Origin of the sequence: Streptomyces himalayensis subsp. himalayensis, assembly GCF_013778455.1 — a bacterium.
Lineage (GTDB): Bacteria > Actinomycetota > Actinomycetes > Streptomycetales > Streptomycetaceae > Streptomyces > Streptomyces himalayensis.
The window spans coordinates 490,277-507,296 of the sequence record NZ_JACEHE010000002.1 but is presented as its reverse complement, the minus strand read 5'-3'; the positions used below and the strand labels follow the sequence as shown (position 1 = coordinate 507,296).

General features: G+C 67.5%; 13 protein-coding genes. 8 read left to right on the top strand and 5 right to left on the bottom strand.

Going from position 1 to position 17,020, the window contains the following annotated elements; translation table 11 throughout:
• Positions 1-42 precede the first annotated feature (42 nt).
• Positions 43-621, bottom strand: a complete 579-nt coding sequence (locus H1D24_RS06070; RefSeq protein WP_181656312.1) for a single-stranded DNA-binding protein — start codon at positions 619-621, stop codon at positions 43-45.
• A 72-nt stretch (positions 622-693) separates the two neighbouring features.
• The gene (gene rpsF, locus H1D24_RS06065; protein ID WP_004950685.1) at positions 694-984 is read right to left on the bottom strand and encodes a 30S ribosomal protein S6; all 291 of its coding nucleotides are present in this window, start codon (positions 982-984) and stop codon (positions 694-696) included.
• A gap of 299 nt (positions 985-1,283) precedes the next feature.
• Between rpsF and H1D24_RS06060 the strand changes: the two genes are divergently transcribed.
• The 3 genes from H1D24_RS06060 to H1D24_RS06050 all read left to right on the top strand — a co-directional run bounded on the left by H1D24_RS06060 (position 1,284) and on the right by H1D24_RS06050 (position 4,142).
• The gene (locus tag H1D24_RS06060) at positions 1,284-1,598 is read left to right on the top strand and encodes a hypothetical protein (protein WP_181656311.1); all 315 of its coding nucleotides are present in this window, start codon (positions 1,284-1,286) and stop codon (positions 1,596-1,598) included.
• Positions 1,599-1,902: 304 nt separating this feature from the next.
• Positions 1,903-3,024, top strand: a complete 1,122-nt coding sequence (gene femX, locus H1D24_RS06055; protein WP_181656310.1) for a peptidoglycan bridge formation glycyltransferase FemX — start codon at positions 1,903-1,905, stop codon at positions 3,022-3,024.
• An 86-nt stretch (positions 3,025-3,110) separates the two neighbouring features.
• The gene (locus H1D24_RS06050; protein ID WP_181656309.1) at positions 3,111-4,142 is read left to right on the top strand and encodes an alanine racemase; all 1,032 of its coding nucleotides are present in this window, start codon (positions 3,111-3,113) and stop codon (positions 4,140-4,142) included.
• A gap of 106 nt (positions 4,143-4,248) precedes the next feature.
• Here the strand turns inward: H1D24_RS06050 and H1D24_RS06045 are convergent, their stop codons facing one another.
• Entirely contained in the window at positions 4,249-5,769 is a 1,521-nt protein-coding gene (locus tag H1D24_RS06045) for a glycosyltransferase family 87 protein (RefSeq protein ID WP_181656308.1), read from the bottom strand.
• Between the two features lie 108 nt (positions 5,770-5,877).
• A complete protein-coding gene (locus tag H1D24_RS06040; protein WP_181656307.1) occupies positions 5,878-8,553 on the bottom strand; it encodes a transglycosylase domain-containing protein in 2,676 nt (891 codons plus the stop codon).
• A gap of 370 nt (positions 8,554-8,923) precedes the next feature.
• Between H1D24_RS06040 and H1D24_RS06035 the strand changes: the two genes are divergently transcribed.
• The 4 genes from H1D24_RS06035 to H1D24_RS06020 all read left to right on the top strand — a co-directional run bounded on the left by H1D24_RS06035 (position 8,924) and on the right by H1D24_RS06020 (position 12,816).
• Positions 8,924-9,619, top strand: a complete 696-nt coding sequence (locus H1D24_RS06035; protein WP_181656306.1) for a PadR family transcriptional regulator — start codon at positions 8,924-8,926, stop codon at positions 9,617-9,619.
• Positions 9,620-9,678: 59 nt separating this feature from the next.
• Positions 9,679-10,761: an inositol-3-phosphate synthase gene (locus H1D24_RS06030; RefSeq protein WP_181656305.1), complete on the top strand. Its 1,083-nt coding sequence runs from the start codon at positions 9,679-9,681 to the stop codon at positions 10,759-10,761.
• A 118-nt stretch (positions 10,762-10,879) separates the two neighbouring features.
• Positions 10,880-12,175, top strand: a complete 1,296-nt coding sequence (locus H1D24_RS06025; RefSeq protein WP_181656304.1) for an MFS transporter — start codon at positions 10,880-10,882, stop codon at positions 12,173-12,175.
• Positions 12,176-12,312: 137 nt separating this feature from the next.
• Positions 12,313-12,816: an LppU/SCO3897 family protein gene (locus H1D24_RS06020; RefSeq protein WP_181656303.1), complete on the top strand. Its 504-nt coding sequence runs from the start codon at positions 12,313-12,315 to the stop codon at positions 12,814-12,816.
• A gap of 151 nt (positions 12,817-12,967) precedes the next feature.
• On the opposite strand, the gene H1D24_RS06015 is transcribed toward H1D24_RS06020, so the two are convergent.
• Positions 12,968-14,440, bottom strand: coding sequence for a CCA tRNA nucleotidyltransferase (locus tag H1D24_RS06015; RefSeq protein ID WP_181656302.1), 1,473 nt, complete (start codon positions 14,438-14,440; stop codon positions 12,968-12,970).
• Positions 14,441-14,673: 233 nt separating this feature from the next.
• On the opposite strand from H1D24_RS06015, the gene H1D24_RS06010 reads away from it, so the two are divergent.
• Positions 14,674-17,010: a DUF6049 family protein gene (locus H1D24_RS06010; protein WP_181656301.1), complete on the top strand. Its 2,337-nt coding sequence runs from the start codon at positions 14,674-14,676 to the stop codon at positions 17,008-17,010.
• The last annotated feature ends 10 nt before the right edge of the window (positions 17,011-17,020 follow it).

Sequence of the window (17,020 nt, the reverse complement as noted above, 5' to 3'; positions counted from 1 at the left end):
GATCAAGAAGTTTGGGTACGACCCGCCCCCTGGCCCGAGGGCCTAGAAGGGGGGCTCGTCCGAGTAGCCGCCGCCGGAGCCGCCGCCCCAGCCACCGCCGCCCTGCTGGCCGCCGCCGGCCGGCGCACCGGTCGCCCAGGGGTCGTCGGCGGGAGCGCCGCCCCCCTGCTGCTGACCGCCACCGGGGCCACCGCCCCAGCCGCCGCCCTGCTGGCCGCCACCACCGCCGCCGCCGTAACCGCCCTGGCTGCCTCGGCCGGAGGTCTTGGTGACCTTGGCCGTGGCACTGCGCAGGCTCGCGCCGACCTCGTCGACGTCGAGCTCGTAGACCGTGCGCTTGACGCCCTCACGGTCCTCGTAGGACCGCTGCTTCAGCCGGCCCTGCACGATGACGCGCATGCCTCGCTGAAGCGACTCGGCGACGTTCTCCGCCGCCTGACGCCAGACCGAGCAGGTCAGGAAGAGGCTCTCGCCGTCCTTCCACTCGTTCGTCTGGCGGTCGAAGGTGCGGGGAGTGGACGCGACACGGAACTTCGCGACGGCCGCACCGGAAGGGGTGAAGCGCAGCTCGGGGTCATCGACGAGATTGCCGATGACCGTGATGACGGTCTCGCCTGCCATGGGGGAACCTCTCGGCGGGTTTGCTGGCTGCTTGCTGCTACTCGAATCCCGGTTACCGCTGAGCTAGGAAGCTCAGTGGGTCTCGGGACGGAGGACCTTGGTCCGGAGGACCGACTCGTTCAGGTTCATCTGGCGGTCGAGCTCCTTGACGACCGCAGGCTCGGCCTGCAGGTCGATGACCGAGTAGATGCCCTCGGGCTTCTTCTTGATCTCGTACGCGAGACGACGACGGCCCCAGGTGTCGACCTTCTCGACCTTTCCGTTGCCCTCACGGACGACGGAGAGGAAGTTCTCGATCAGCGGGGAGACAGCGCGCTCCTCGAGATCGGGGTCGAGGATGACCATCACCTCGTAGTGACGCATGTGGAACCCACCTCCTTTGGACTCAGCGGCCACGGTCGTTCCGTGGCAGGAGGGTTGTGATGCGTACGCAACGGTATCGGCCGCCACTGACAACGCCTCCGGCAGCATTACTGCCGGACACGCGCCGTTGGTGGAGTTCCCGGCCATGATCTGGGCAGGGCTGGGCAGACACCGGTGCAGAGGGTACAGACTACCCGCACACCGGCTTCCGGTTGAAATCCGGCGGCGGACACCGGCAATCTGTACACATCGGGTGTGTATGGCGCTACGATGCGCCGTCTTCCGCAGGAGGTGCCCCTATGGCACAGGCAGTACGACCCAACTCCGCGACCTCCCTCTTCGCCACGGACGGCAAGCCCCACCCTCGCCAGGATGCCCTGGCCGCGGTGACGCTGGTCCTCGGCGCCATCGCCTTCATCACGGCGATGTTCCACAGCCTCCATCTGATCAGCTCATGGGCCGGGTTGATCGGGATCATCACGGGCGCCTACGGCCAGTTCATCTCGGAGACGACGCGGGAACGCTTCGGTCTGATCCTGGGCCTTGGCGCCTCGGCGATCGGATTCTTCCTGGGCATGGCTCACGGTGGCCTGTTCGGCGGAGTCCTCGGCTGAGACCGATCGGCCGGCGGCTGATGGCGATCGATTCCTTGACTGCACAAGACCGGTCGACGGCTGCGCAGGACCGGTCGGAGATCGAGAACGATCGTGTACTCGGCTGAGTCCGCCCGCTCGGCGACCGAGGTCGATCGAGTCTTCGGTTGAGAGCCGATTGACGGTCAGAAACACCCCGGTCGGGTGCCGGCCGGGGTCAAGTTGCGTACGCCCAGACAGGGCGCTCGAACGGCGCAGTAGGCTTCGGCGCGAGAGCCGGAGCCCCTGTACCCATGGGGACACACCAGCCCGAGGAGCGCCCCGAATGAGCCTGACCCTGAGGACCATCAGCCGAGAGCAGCATCTGGCGTACATCCAGAGTCTGCCCGCGGCGAGCCACATGCAGGTCCCGGCCTGGTCCGATGTCAAGGCGGAGTGGCGGTCCGAGAACCTGGGCTGGTTCGACGATCGAACGGGTGAGCTCGTGGGTGCCGGCCTCGTCCTCTACCGGCAGCTGCCCAAGATCAAGCGCTATCTGGCGTATCTGCCCGAGGGCCCCGTCATCAACTGGTTCGCGCCGAACCTCGACGACTGGCTGCAGCCGATGCTGGCGCATCTCAAGCAGCAGGGCGCGTTCTCGGTGAAGATGGGCCCGCCCGTGGTCATCCGGCGCTGGGAGGCCTCGTCGATCAAGAAGGGCATCCAGGACCCGGACGTGAAGCGCCTGCGCGACATCGAGGCGGACTTCATCGAGCCGCGCGCCTTCGAGGTCGCGGACCGGCTGCGCCGTATGGGCTGGCAGCAGGGTGAGGACGGGGGCGCGGGCTTCGGCGACGTGCAGCCCCGTTATGTCTTCCAGGTGCCGCTGGCGGGCCGTTCCCTCGAGGACGTCCACAAGGGCTTCAACCAGCTGTGGCGGCGCAACATCAAGAAGGCCGAGAAGGCCGGCGTCGAGGTGGTCCAGGGCGGCTACGAAGACCTCGCCGAGTGGCAGCGACTGTACGAGATCACGGCCGTGCGCGACCACTTCCGGCCGCGTCCGCTGTCGTACTTCCAGCGCATGTGGACGGCCCTCAACAACGAGGACCCCAACCGCATGCGGCTGTACTTCGCCCGACACAACGGCGTGAACCTGTCCGCGGCGACGATGCTCGTCGTCGGCGGCCACGTCTGGTACTCCTACGGCGCCTCCGACAACATCGGCCGTGAGGTCCGGCCCTCGAACGCCATGCAGTGGCGGATGCTGCGCGATGCCTACGCCCTGGGAGCCACCGTCTACGACCTGCGCGGTATCAGCGACTCGCTGGACGAGTCCGACCACCTCTTCGGCCTGATCCAGTTCAAGGTGGGCACGGGCGGGCAGGCCGCCGAATACCTCGGCGAGTGGGACTTCCCGCTCAACAAGCTGCTCCACAAGGCGCTCGACATCTACATGTCGCGCCGCTGACCTCGCAGTCTTCCCCTCGTTCTCCTGAAACATCGCAGCTCATACCCTGATACACCGCAATCACGAGAAAGGTTCGGGGACCGGCCATGGCGCTCACGCTCTACGTCGACACCGCGCGCTGGCGGGCACACCACAAGCACGTGCTCGACCAGTTTCCGGGGCTGGTCCCCGTCTGCAAGGGCAACGGCTACGGCTTCGGTCATGAGCGCCTGGCCGAGGAGGCCACGCGCTTCGGCTCCGACATGCTCGCCGTCGGCACGACCTACGAAGCCGCCCGGATCAAGGACTGGTTCAGCGGTGATCTGCTGGTACTGACGCCGTTCCGCCGGGGCGAGGAGCCCGTACCGCTGCCCGACCGCGTCGTCCGCTCCGTCTCCTCGGTCGACGGGGTGCACGGGCTGGTCGGCGCCCGCGTCGTCATAGAGGTCATGTCCTCGATGAAGCGGCACGGCGTGACCGAGCAGGATCTGCCCCAGCTGCATGCGGCCATCGAGGACGTACGTCTCGAGGGGTTCGCGATGCATCTGCCGCTGGACCGCACCGACGGCTCGGACGCCGTCGAGGAGGTCATAGGGTGGATGGACCGCCTGCGCGCGGCCCGGCTGCCGCTGCACACGATGTTCGTCAGCCACCTCAAGGCGGATGAACTCGTGCGTCTGCAGCAGCAGTTCCCGCAGACCCGGTTCCGCGCGCGTATCGGTACGCGCCTGTGGCTGGGCGACCATGAGGCGACCGAGTACCGCGGCGCTGTCCTCGACGTCACGCGCGTCGCGAAGGGCGACCGTTTCGGGTACCGGCAGCAGAAGGCCGCCTCCGACGGCTATCTGGTCGTGGTGGCGGGTGGTACGTCGCACGGTGTGGGCCTGGAGGCCCCGAAGGCGCTCCACGGCGTCATGCCGCGTGCCAAGGGCGTGGCTCGTGCGGGCCTCGCCACGGTCAACCGCAATCTGTCGCCCTTCGTCTGGGCGGGCAAGCAGCGTTGGTTCGCGGAGCCGCCGCACATGCAGGTGTCGATTCTGTTCGTGCCGTCGGATGCGCCGGAGCCGAAGGTGGGCGAGGAGCTGGTGGCTCATCTGCGGCATACGACGACGCAGTTCGACCGGCTCGTCGACCGGTAGGGCTCGGCCGTACTAAGCCTCACTGAAACCGGAGGGGCTGCCGCATGGCGCGTCTGCGCTTCTGCGGCAGCCCCTCCGGCTCATTTCTGGGCTTCTCCGAAGCGGCTCACTCCTGGGCGGCGGTCGGTGCGGTCGGGGGGATTCCGTCGGGCTTTCTGCCCCACTCGACGTAGTGGCCTTCGAAGTGCGCGGCATGACGTGGCGGGTGAGCCGCGTAGCCGAGCACGAAGACGTCCGTCGCGCCGTCCAGCACACCGCCCGACGGATCGTCGTCGCCGGCCCGTCGCACCACGTCACGCTCGGGCATGAGGATGTCGCGGATGACGACGCCGCACAGGTACAGCGTCCCGACCAGGTGGGCCGCGATGGCCAGGTGATAGCCGTCGGGCGGCAGTCCCTTGTGGGCGTCGCCGCTCGTCGTGTAGGCGAGGTACATCCAGATGCCCAGGTAGTACGCGACCTCGCAGGCCTGCCAGATCAGGAAGTCCCGCCAGCGGGGGCGGGCCAGGGCGGCGAGCGGGATCAGCCACAGCACGTACTGCGGTGAGTAGACCTTGTTGGTGAGGATGAAGGCGGCCACCACCAGGAAGGCGAGCTGGGCGAAGCGAGGGCGGCGTGGCGCGGTCAGGGTGAGGGCACCGATGCCAGCGCAGGCCACGATCATGAGCACCGTGGCGAGGGTGTTGACCGTGTCAGTGCTCAGCGGGCTGTCCATCCGCTGGGAGAGGATCAGCCAGAAGGAACCGAAGTCGACGCCGCGCTCCTGGCTGAACGTGTAGAACTTCGACCAGCCCTCCATGGCGAGAAGCATCACGGGGAGGTTCACGACGAGCCAGGCGACCACCGCGCCGAGCACGGCGGTTCCGTACGCACGCCATCTGCCGGCGCGCCAGCACAGGACGAGCAGCGGGCCCAGCAGCAGGACGGGGTAGAGCTTGGCGGCCGTGGCGAGGCCGAGCAGCACGCCGAAGGCCAGGGCTCGGCCCCGCGACCACATCAGCATCGCGGCGGCTGTGAGGGCCACAGCGAGCAGATCCCAGTTGATGGTGGCCGTCAGGGCAAGGGCGGGCGCAAAAGCGACGAGGAGGCCGTCCCAGGGGCGGCGCCGGTGGGTGCGGGTGACGCAGACGGCGATGACCGCGGCGCACACCATCAGCATTCCGGCATTGACCATCCAGTAGATCTGCTCCTGGCGCTGGATGGATCCGCTGCCGGGGGTCAGCCAGGCGGCGACTTCCATGAAGACGCCGGTCAGCACGGGGTACTCCAGGTACTCCATGTCGCCCGACAGCTTGTCGAAGTACGGCACGAGGCCGTCTGCGAAGCCGCGTCCCTGGTAGAGGTGCGGAATGTCGGAGTAGCAGGCGTGCGTGTACTGCGAGCCGGCGCCGTAGAACCAGGCACCGTCGTAGCAGGGCAGCTTCTGCACCATGCCGAGCGCGAACATGCCGATCATGACGAGCGCGATGACGCGCACGGGAGTCCACCAGCTGGTCCCGGTCAGGGCCCGTCGTCCGAGGGGGCCACCGATCAGCTCGCTGCCGGCCGCGGCGACCTCGTCCTCCCTGGTCGGCCGCACCGGTTCCGGCTCGTACACGCTCGAGCGTGTCGTCTCTGCACTGGGCATGCCGCACATACTGCCGTACGCGCCTGAGAACGCGGCGAGGGCCGCCACACCGGTCAGGTGCGGCGGCCCTCGTTTCACGTGAAACACGCACGGGCGGCGCGAGGAGCGCTACCCCGCCGGGCCTCCGAAGAAGCCTCCGCTGCCATTGCCATTGCCATTGCCATTGCCGCCGGTGTCGGAGCTGGTCGTCGGCGCCGGCGATGTACCTCCGGTGCTTCCGTCGGTCGTCCCCCCGCTGTCAGTTCCGCCGTCCGTTGTTCCGCCGGTATCGGTGCAGGACAGATCCCAGGGGCTGCAGGTATTGCCGTTGCCGTTCGTCTTCGACGGGCTTGCGGTGGGTGCGGACATCGAGGGGGTCGGCGCCACGCTCGCGCTGGGGTCCCCGGTGGGAGAGGTGCTGGCACTCGGGGACGGACTCGCGCCGATGATCTCACCGATCTTCTCGGCCTCCGGGAAGGGCTTGGGGTTCACGCCCTTCATCGCCACGGCCATGTAGTCCTTCCAGACCTGGGCCGGGATGTCACCACCGTGGATGGACTCCACATCGCCGGTGCCGTTCATCGACAGCAGCTTGCCCTTGTCCGGGTCGGTCCTGAACAGGGTGACGGCTGTGGACAGCTCCCTGGTGTATCCGACGAACCACGCCGACTTGTTCTTGTCGGTCGTACCGGTCTTGCCGGCCACCGGGAACCCGATGTCCGCGATCTTCTTGCCGGTACCCTTCTGGACCACGTTCTCCAGGACGTCCGTCACGTTGTTGGCGACGTTCTCGTCCATGGCGTTCTCCTGCTTCGGGGGATCGAAGTCTTTCTGCGGGACGCCGTCCTTGATCACCTTGGTGACCGAGTACGGCTCGTAGTGCTTGCCCGAGGCCGCGAAGGTCGCGTACGCGTCCGCCATGCGGATGGCGCTGGGGGTCGACGTGCCGAGCGAGAAGGACACGTTGTTGAGATTCCCCTTGTCGAAGGACTCCGGCAGGATGCCCATGGCCTCCGCGGTCTTCCGGGTGTTGGAGAGGCCCACGTCGACGCCCAGCTGGGCGAACGGCGAGTTGATCGACTGCTCCATGGCCTTCCTGAGAGTCACCATGCCCCAGGGCGTGGTGCCCTCGTTCTTCTGACGGAACGGCTTGCCGTTGGACCCCATGATCGGATCACCGTTCTGATCCTTGATCACGAGGAGGTCGTTGCCGTTGTACCGGGCCATCGGCGAAAGCGGCTCCCCCTCGGTCTGGTAGGTCCCGTGCTCCATCGCGGCGGCCAGCACGATCGGCTTCCAGGTCGATCCGACCGGCACACCCGTCGTGTTGGCGTTGTTGGAGTAGTGGCCCTTGTCGTAGCCGTCACCGCCGTAGAGCGCGACGATCGCGCCGCTCTCCGGATCGACCGAGGCCGCACCGAACTGGACGTACTTGTCCTTGGCGCGTTCCTCGGGCTTCAGGAAGCTCTTCTGCGTCTTCTTGACGGCTGCCTCGAGCTGGTTGACCTTTTTCTTCTCGAAGGTCGTGTAGATCCGGTAGCCGCCGCCCCGGTCCAGTTCCTCGGTCGTCACTCGGAGCTTCTTCGCGGCGTATTCCTTGGCGATGTCGACGAGGTAGCCGGTCTGGCCGGACAGCTTCGAGGTCTTCTTCTTGAGCTCGGGGAACTCGCCGACCTTTTTCCTCTCTGCCGGCTCCATCCGTCCCACCTCGACCTCACGGTCAAGGATCCACTTCCAGCGCTTCTTGGCCCGCTCGGTGTTCTCCTTCGCCGAGGCACCCGCCCCGATGCCTCCGTCGGGATTGAAAAAGTTTGGCCCCTTCAGGACGCTGGCGAGGAAAACGCACTGCTCTGTGTCCAGATCCTTGGCATCCTCGCCGAAGTAGGCCTGGGCCGCCGCCTGGACGCCGTACGAGTCACGGCCGTAGAAGGCGGTGTTGAGGTAGTTCGCGAGGATCTCGTCCTTGGTCATCTGGGAGCCCACCTTTATGGAGATGAAGAGCTCCTTGAACTTCCGCGTGACGGTCTGATCCTGGGTGAGATATGTGTTCTTGACGTACTGCTGGGTGATGGTGGAGCCGCCCTGCGTCTCTTCACCCCGAGCCATGTTGAAGAGAGCGCGGGCGATGCCCATCGGGTCGACGCCCTTGTCCGTGTAGAAGGACGCGTTCTCGGCGGCGACCACCGCGTCCTTCAGCTCCTTCGGAATATCGGCGCTTTCCACGATCTGGCGGTTCGTGCCACCAGTGGCCGCCATCTGGGTCTCGTCAGACCAGTAGAAGACGTTGTTCTGGGCCCTCGCCGCTGCGTTCGCGGCGGTCGGCACACCCACCATGGCGTACCCGATCCCCGCCAGCACCAGCATGCTGCCGAAAAACCCGACGAACAGACCGGTCACCAACCGCCACGACGGCACCCACCGCGCAGCCCCGTACTTCCCCGCGCGCGGGTAGTCGATGAACCGCTTCTTCGGAGGCACGGAGCCGCGGCCCCTGCCGCGGCCCGGAGGGCCGCCCGGTCCGCCGGGACCGCCTCGCCGGCCGCCTCCGCCACCGCGGCCTCCGCCGTCGGCGGCCCTACGGCGGCCACCGCCACCGGCACGCTGTGCCGCACGGCGGGCCTCGGCGCGGCCGCCGTACGGGCGCTCCTCGCCTCCACCACCCCCGTAGCCGTACGCATCGGAGGGTGATCCGGTGGCGCCTCGCGGTGCTGCGCGGCGGCCGGATGACGAGCCGGACTGGCCACGTCGGGCCGCGGCACGTCCGCCGCCCTGTGGCTGCGGCGGTTTGCGACGGTGCTCGCTCATCGAACGACTACTCCTCGGGCAGGCGCTCTCGCGCCTGGAAACGGCGGCTGGTTTCCGGTTCCCCCCGACATACGGATGAGGCCATGACGGCGCTCACCCGCATTACACCAAGGACGAGGACGTCCTCTGACGTCACTTGGTTCCCGGTGGACTGCATGGCGCACAGACTACGCACCGCCAAAACCCACCTAGGCCGAAGTTCATCCCAAATCAGGCAACTTGCTTCCTGCGAATCGGTGATGTGACGCCGTTCACCATGCCCCCCCTTGTCGCAGCCGGAAGGCCGTTCTATCGTCGTGATGTATCGAGTCGATACATCAGCTCGGCATAAAGACCCGTACACGCGAACCGACGCAGTCAGGAGGCGACGATGAGCCGACGTTCCGGCATCCTCGAGTTCGCCGTACTCGGCCTGCTTCGCGAGTCGCCCATGCACGGCTATGAGCTGCGCAAACGGCTCAACACGTCGCTGGGGGTTTTCCGCGCCTTCAGCTACGGGTCGCTCTATCCCTGCCTTAAGACCCTGGTCGCCAACGGATGGTTGATCGAGGAGCCGGGCAGCACACCGGAGGACGTCCTGGCCGCTCCGCTGGCGGGACGCCGCGCCAAGATCGTCTACCGGTTGACGGCGGAAGGTAAGGAGCACTTCGAGGAGCTCCTCTCGCAGACCGGCCCCGATGCGTACGAGGACGAGCACTTCGCTGCCCGCTTCGCGTTCTTCGGGCAGACGTCGCGGGACGTACGCATGCGCGTACTCGAAGGCCGCCGCAGCCGGCTGGAGGAGCGTCTGGAGAAGATGCGCGCCTCCCTGGCCCGTACCAGGGAGCGCCTGGACGACTACACGCTTGAGCTCCAGCGGCACGGGATGGAGTCCGTGGAGCGCGAAGTGCGCTGGCTGAACGAGCTCATCGAGAGCGAGCGAGCGGGGCGGGACCAGCGACGGTCCACCGACGCCTCCTCCCCCTCGGGGGACGCAGCTCGACACGACACAACAGGGCAGTCGGGCGGCCTGCCCCGGCACCGGGACACCACCGGTCCGGATCCGTCCGACGGCACCGCCACATGAGGCCGGCATCTCCGCTGGCCTCATACCGGAACACCGAGAACACACAGGGAGCAACCGGAATGGGTTCGGTTCGCGTAGCCGTCGTCGGCGTGGGCAACTGCGCCGCGTCGCTGGTACAGGGCGTCGAGTACTACAAGGACGCCGACCCGGACAGCAAGGTCCCGGGCCTGATGCACGTCCAGTTCGGCGACTACCACGTGCGGGACATCGAGTTCGTCGCCGCCTTCGACGTGGACGCCAAGAAGGTGGGCCTGGACCTCGCCAACGCCATCGGCGCCAGCGAGAACAACACCATCAAGATCTGCGACGTGCCGACCACCGGCGTGACCGTCCAGCGCGGCCACACCCTGGACGGTCTCGGCAAGTACTACCGCGAGACGATCGAGGAGTCCCCCGAGGCCCCGGTCGACGTCGTCCAGGTCCTCAAGGACAAGCAGGTCGACGTCCTGGTCTGCTACCTGCCGGTGGGTTCCGAGGACGCGGCGAAGTTCTACGCCCAGTGCGCCATCGACGCCAAGGTCGCCTTCGTCAACGCCCTGCCGGTCTTCATCGCCGGTACGAAGGAGTGGGCGGACAAGTTCACCGAGGCCGGTGTGCCGATCGTCGGTGACGACATCAAGTCGCAGGTCGGCGCCACCATCACGCACCGCGTCATGGCGAAGCTGTTCGAGGACCGGGGCGTCGTCCTGGACCGCACGATGCAGCTGAACGTCGGCGGCAACATGGACTTCAAGAACATGCTCGAGCGCGACCGCCTCGAGTCGAAGAAGATCTCCAAGACGCAGGCCGTCACCTCCCAGATCCCCGACCGGGACCTCGGCGAGAAGAACGTCCACATCGGCCCGTCGGACTACGTGGCCTGGCTCGACGACCGCAAGTGGGCCTACGTCCGCCTCGAGGGCCGTGCCTTCGGCGACGTCCCGCTGAACCTCGAGTACAAGCTCGAGGTGTGGGACTCCCCGAACTCCGCGGGTGTCATCATCGACGCCCTGCGCGCGGCGAAGATCGCCAAGGACCGCGGCATCGGCGGCCCCATCCTCTCCGCGTCCTCGTACTTCATGAAGTCCCCGCCGGTCCAGTACTTCGACGACCAGGCCCGCGAGAACGTCGAGAAGTTCATCAAGGGCGAGGTCGAGCGCTAGGCACGACGGAGCACCGGCGAGAGGAGCGCCACGCGCGCCGAGCCTCGTCCGTCGTACGACCCTTGAGGGTCCCTGGGCACGTCGCCCGGGGACCCTCCTCGTATGTGAGGCTGTGCCCATGGCTGTGGTGCGTGACCTGCGCGTCCTCCTGCGCTTCAGGGACTTCCGGCGCCTGCTCGCCGTGCGGCTGCTGTCGCAGGGCGCCGACGGGGTATACCAGGTCGCGCTCGCCACGTATGTCGTCTTCTCTCCGGAGAAGCAGACGTCGCCGGCCGCGGTCGCCTCCGCCATGGCGGTGCTGCTCCTCCCGTACTCGCTCGTCGGCCCCTTCGCCGGCGTCCTGCTGGACCGCTGGCGGCGTCGCCAGGTGTTGCTCTACGGGAATCTGCTGCGGGCGCTCCTGGCCGCTGTGACGGCCGTGCTGATGGTGAGCAGCGTTCCGGAGTGGCTCTTCTACGCCTCCGCGCTGTGCGTCACCGCCGTCAACCGCTTTGTGCTGGCAGGGCTTTCGGCCGCGCTGCCGCGTGTGGTCGACGCCGATCGCCTGGTGATGGCCAACTCCGTGTCGCCGACAGCCGGGACGCTCGCCGCGACGGCCGGCGGTGGTCTCGCCTTCGTCGTGCGTCTGGTGGTCTCGGACTCCGACGCCGCGGTCGTGTTGTCCGGGGCGGGGCTCTACGTGTGTGCGGCTCTTGCCTCACTGCGGATCGCGCGTGAACTGCTGGGACCGGATCCGGAGTTGGTGCAGCCGCGCCTGTGGGCAGCGGTGGCAGGCACGGCACGAGGGCTGGCCGCGGGGGTACGGCATCTGGCCAAACGGCCGATGGCGGCACGTGCCCTGGCCGCGATGACACTCATGCGGTTCTGCTACGGCGCGCTGACGGTGATGGTGCTGATGCTGTGCCGGTACGCCTGGTCGTCCGGCGGGACCAATGATGCTGATGGGGCCGGCGGTTCTGGCGGGACGGAAGATGGACTGGCGCTTCTGGGCCTCGCCGTCTTGATCTCGGGAGCCGGCTTCTTTGCGGCGGCCGTGGTGACCCCCTACGCGGCCGGGCGGCTGGGCCCCGGCGGCTGGATCACCGCGTGCGCGGCTGCCGCCGCGGTCCTGGAGCCCGCGCTCGGGTTGCCGTTCAGTCCCGCTCCTATGATGGCCGCGGCCTTTGTGCTGGGCCTGACGACGCAAGGCGCGAAGATCGCCACGGACACGGTCGTGCAGTCCTCGATCGACGACGGCTTCCGTGGCCGCATCTTCTCCTTGTACGACGTGCTGTTCAATGTCGCGTTCGTCGGAGCGGCAGGAGTAGCCGCTCTGATGCTGCCTCCTGACGGACGGTCGGTTCCGCTTGTGGGCACGGTGGCCGTGATCTACGGGGCGGTTGCCGCCGCTATGGCCCGCTTTGAGCGCCAGTGAGTGTCACATCAATGCCACAGTGCCTCTTTGGGCTACAGCGTTGTCAGTAGGGCCCGGTAGCTTACGTGCGTCTTATCCACGCCCGTACGGGCGTCTTATTCGCGCCAGCGTGCGCCTAGTTCGAGGGGGACCCCCAAGTGACCACTCCGCCGCCCCAGGGCCAGAACCCGTTCGCACAGGGTCAGCAGCCCTATGGCCAGCCCGAGGGCGGGAACCCTTACGCTCAGCAGGCCACACAGGGCCAGCCGGGTGTTCCTCCGCAGCCCAGCCCGTACATCGGCGCACCCGCCCCGGCACCGCAGCAGCCGCGCCGCGGCGTCAAGCAGTACCTCCGCATCGGCGGCTTCATCGTCGCCGCCATCGTGGTCGCCGGCGGCTGGTGGGCGAGCCAGGACGACGCGCAGTCGGCCGCCGTTGGCGACTGCATGCAGCGCGGCAGCACCGACGACAACAACCCGGACCTGGAGGTCGTCAAGTGCAGTGACGCCAAGGCCCAGTACAAGGTCCTGGCCAAGATCGAGGGCTCTTTCACCAGCCTGACGGCGGACAAGAAGTGCTCTGAGGAAGCCTCGGACTTCCAGTACGCGTACACGGAGACCGGCGGCGACAAGAGCTTCCTGCTCTGCCTGAAGGACAAGTAGAGCTCCTGCCGCGCATAGGGCTGCTACCGCGATAGGGCTGCTACCGCGAGGGGCGGTGTTTCACGTGAAACACCGCCCCTCGCGCATGCCCAGACCGAACCCTTGGGGTCATGTTTCACGTGAAACATGACCCGCGCCGACGCCACCTCCGTCAGCCCTGCGGCTGCGTCGCCCACCACTCCTTGAGCGCCGACACCGCCGCGTCATGCTCCATCGGCCCGTTCTCCAGGCGCAGCTCCAGCAGGAACTTGTACGCCCGGCCGACCACCGGGCCGGGGCCGACACCCAGGGTCTCCATGATCTGATTGCCGTCGAGGTCCGGCCGGATCGCGTCCAGCTCCTCCTGCTCCTGCAGGAGGGCGATGCGCTCCTCCAAGCCGTCGTAGGCACGCGACAGCGCACTTGCCCTCCGCTTGTTGCGCGTCGTGCAGTCCGAGCGGGTCAGCTTGTGCAGCCGGTCCAGCATGGGGCCGGCGTCGCGCACATAACGCCGCACCGCGGAGTCCGTCCATTCGCCCGTGCCGTATCCATGGAAGCGCAGGTGCAGCTCGACCAGCCTCGAGACGTCCTTCACGAGGTCATTGGAGTACTTGAGCGCGGCCATGCGCTTCTTGGTCATCTTGGCGCCCACCACCTCGTGGTGGTGGAAGGAAACCCGGCCGTCCTTCTCAAAGCGACGCGTCCGAGGCTTGCCGATGTCATGCAGGAGAGCGGCGAGCCGGAGCGTCAGGTCGGGGCCGCTGTCCTCCAGCGCCATCGCCTGCTCCAGCACGATCAGCGTGTGCTCGTATACATCCTTGTGCCGGTGGTGCTCGTCACGCTCCAGTCGCAGCGCCGGGAGCTCAGGCAGCACGTGATCAGCCAGGCCCGTGTCCACGAGAAGCGCGAGTCCCATGCGGGGATAAGCGGAGAGGATCAGCTTGTTGAGCTCGTCCCTTACCCGCTCGGCCGAGACGATGTCGATGCGTTCGGCCATCGCCTTCATCGCGGCGACCACATCGGGCGCCACCTCGAAGTCGAGCTGTGCGGCAAACCGTGCCGCGCGCATCATCCGCAGCGGATCGTCGGAGAAGGACTCCTCCGGAGTGCTCGGAGTGCGCAGCACACGCTCGGCGAGGTCCTGCAGACCGCCGTACGGATCGATGAAGTCCTTCTGCGGCAGTGCCACAGCCATCGCGTTGACGGTGAAGTCCCGCCGGACGAGATCGTCCTCGATGGAGTCACCGTAGGAGACCTCGGGCTTGCGCGAGGTCCGGTCGTAGGCCTCCGAGCGGTAGGTCGTCACCTCGATCTGGAAGTTCTGATCGGTGTCTTCGACGCGAGCACTCTTCTGGCAGCCCACCGTGCCGAAGGCGATCCCGACCTCCCATACGGCGTCCGCCCACGGCCGTACGATCTTCAGGACGTCCTCGGGACGGGCGTCCGTCGTGAAGTCCAGGTCATTGCCGAGCCGGCCCAGCAGCGCGTCCCTGACCGACCCTCCGACCAGGGCGAGAGTGAACCCGGCTTCCTGGAACCGACGGGCAAGATCGTCTGCGACAGGTGACACCCGCAACAGTTCGCTGACCGCGCGGTGCTGCACCTGGCTCAGGGCACTGGAGTTTTCTTCGTTGGCGTTCGGCACAACAGAAAAGGGTACGTGCCCGGGACGACCGCGGGCGCACTCCTTTTTTGCCTCTGCTCTATATCCACTGACCGAGCACCCGGCCTGCGGCTCCCGGTGAGCCCCGGTAGTCTGCCCGGTCCCGGTCGTCCGATCTTGCGGAGCGCTCCGCGGCACTTCACCGGAGCGCACATCGTTACCATGCGTGGACGCACATTCCGACGACCACTGACGACACGAGGACGGACGAGCGCGTGGCCGAGGCGGCAGACTTCCCGGGGACAAGTCCCTCACCTGCCCGCCGGTGGCTGCGGCGTGCAGGGGCTCTGCTCGTCGCGGTGCCGCTGCTGGCCGGTCTGGTCCAGCTGCCCGAGACCCCTGTCTCACACGCCGCCGCGAAGACCTCCGCGGCCGAGGCGACCGGTTCACGCACCGTCGATGTCGCCGTGAATTCGCTCACCCCCACCGCCCCGGGCGAGGACGACACCCTCACCATCTCCGGAACGGTCACCAACAGCGGCAAGCAGACAGTAACCACCGCCGAGGTCAGCCTGCGGGTGGGGCCGCCCCTGAACAGCCGTAGCGCGATCGACAGCGCGGCACAGCGCACCAGCTACGTCCCGGGGGCGGACGGCAACCAGATCAGCAGCGAGTACGTCAAGGAGTTCGCCAAGCTGGCGCCCGGCGTCCCGCAGACCTTCAGCATCTCGGTTCCCGTCAAGGAACTGGACCTCGGTGCCGACGGTGTCTATCAGCTCGCCGTCACCCTGACGGGTCAGACCGCAGCTCAACCCTGGACGCAGGTGCTCGGCGTCCAGAGGACGTTCCTGCCGTGGCAGCCCGGCGAGACGGACACCAAGACCAGGACGACGTATCTGTGGCCGCTGATCTCGTCCACGCACGTCACCGCGGAGACCGGCTCGGACGAGCAGCAGACTCCGGTCTTGGAGGACGACAGCCTGGCCGAGGAGATCTCCCCGGGCGGCCGGCTGGAGCGGATGGTGGCTCTCGGCGCCGACCTGGACGTCACCTGGGTCATCGACCCGGATCTCCTGGCCTCCGTCGACGCGATGACCAGGAGCTACCGGATCCGGGCGACCAACGGCACCATCGCCGGCAAGAACCAGGCTGTCGCCAAGCAGTGGCTCGACAATCTCGAGAAGGCCGTGGCGGACAAGAAAGTCGTCGCGCTGCCCTTCGCCGACCCCGACCTGGCCTCGCTCGCGCACAACGGCAAGAACGTCTCCGGCTCCCTGGGTCACCTCAAGGACGCCACTGACGCGGCAATCAGAACCGTGGAGACGGTTCTCCACGTGAAACCGAGCACCGACTTCGCCTGGCCCGTGGAGGGAGCGGTTGACCCCTCCATCGTCGAAGTGGCCACCTCTGCGGGCGCCGACATGGTGATCGCCCGGAGCGACAGCATGCAGGAGACCAGCGGGCTGACGTACACCCCCAATGCGGCCCGGCCGATCGGCGGGGGCACCACGGCCGTGGTCGCCGACGCCCGCCTGTCGACCGCCTTCGAAGGAGACATGACGGGCGCGGAGAAGTCCACGCTCGCCGTGCAGGAGTTCCTCGCACAGAGCCTGATGATCACGCTGCAGGAGCCGCAGAAACAGCGCAGCATCGTTGTCGCCCCGCAGCGCATGCCATCCGCGAGCCAGGCGCAGACCATGGCCACGGCGCTGACGGCACTCGACGAGGACCGCTGGTCCGAGGCCCAGGATCTGTCCGCGGCTGCCAAGGCCAAGCCCGACCCGGACGCCACGGCCCAGGTGCCTTCGACCAAGGAATACCCGTCGGCGCTGCGCAAGCAGGAACTGCCGCAGTCCGCATTCGAAGCCATCCAGGAGACGCAGCAGGCGCTCGACAGCTTCACGGTGATCCTCACCGACTCGTCCCGCGTGGTCACGCCCTTCGGCCGCGCCATCGACCGGCAGATGTCGACGTCCTGGCGAGGTCGCGCGGCTGAGGCCCAGCAGTTCCGTGACGGCGTGCAGTCGTACCTGGAGGGCCTCACCCAGCAGGTGAAACTGATCGACAAGTCCCCTGCGAAGCTCTCCGGCCGCAGCGCGACGATCCCGGTGACGGTGCAGAACAATCTCGTGCAGGGCGTCGACCGTCTCGTGCTGCGCCTCACCTCGACGAAGCCGAAGCGGCTCCAGATCGGTGACGGCGACTATCAGGAGCAGCCCGTCAGAGTCGCGGGCGGGCACAGCCAGACGGTGAAGTTCACCACGACGACCAATGCCAACGGCCCCGTCCCGGTGATCGCCCAGCTGTACACCGAGGACGGGCAGCGATACGGCCCTGAGGTGAGCTTCGACCTGGAGGTCACCGAGGTTCCGCCCTCCGTGATGCTGGTCATCGCGGGCGGTCTGCTGCTGCTCGTACTCGCCGGTTTCCGGATGTACACGCAGCGTAAGCGCGCGACCGCCCGGCAGGCAGACGCTCCGGAGGGCGGCCCTGAGCAGGAGTCCCGCGCGGAGAGCGGTGCCGCCGATCCCGGGCAGCCGAGTGACCCGACGCCGGACACCGCACCGGAAAGCACCGACCCGTCCGGCACGGGTGAGAGAGTGGACCGTTGAGCGATGTCGT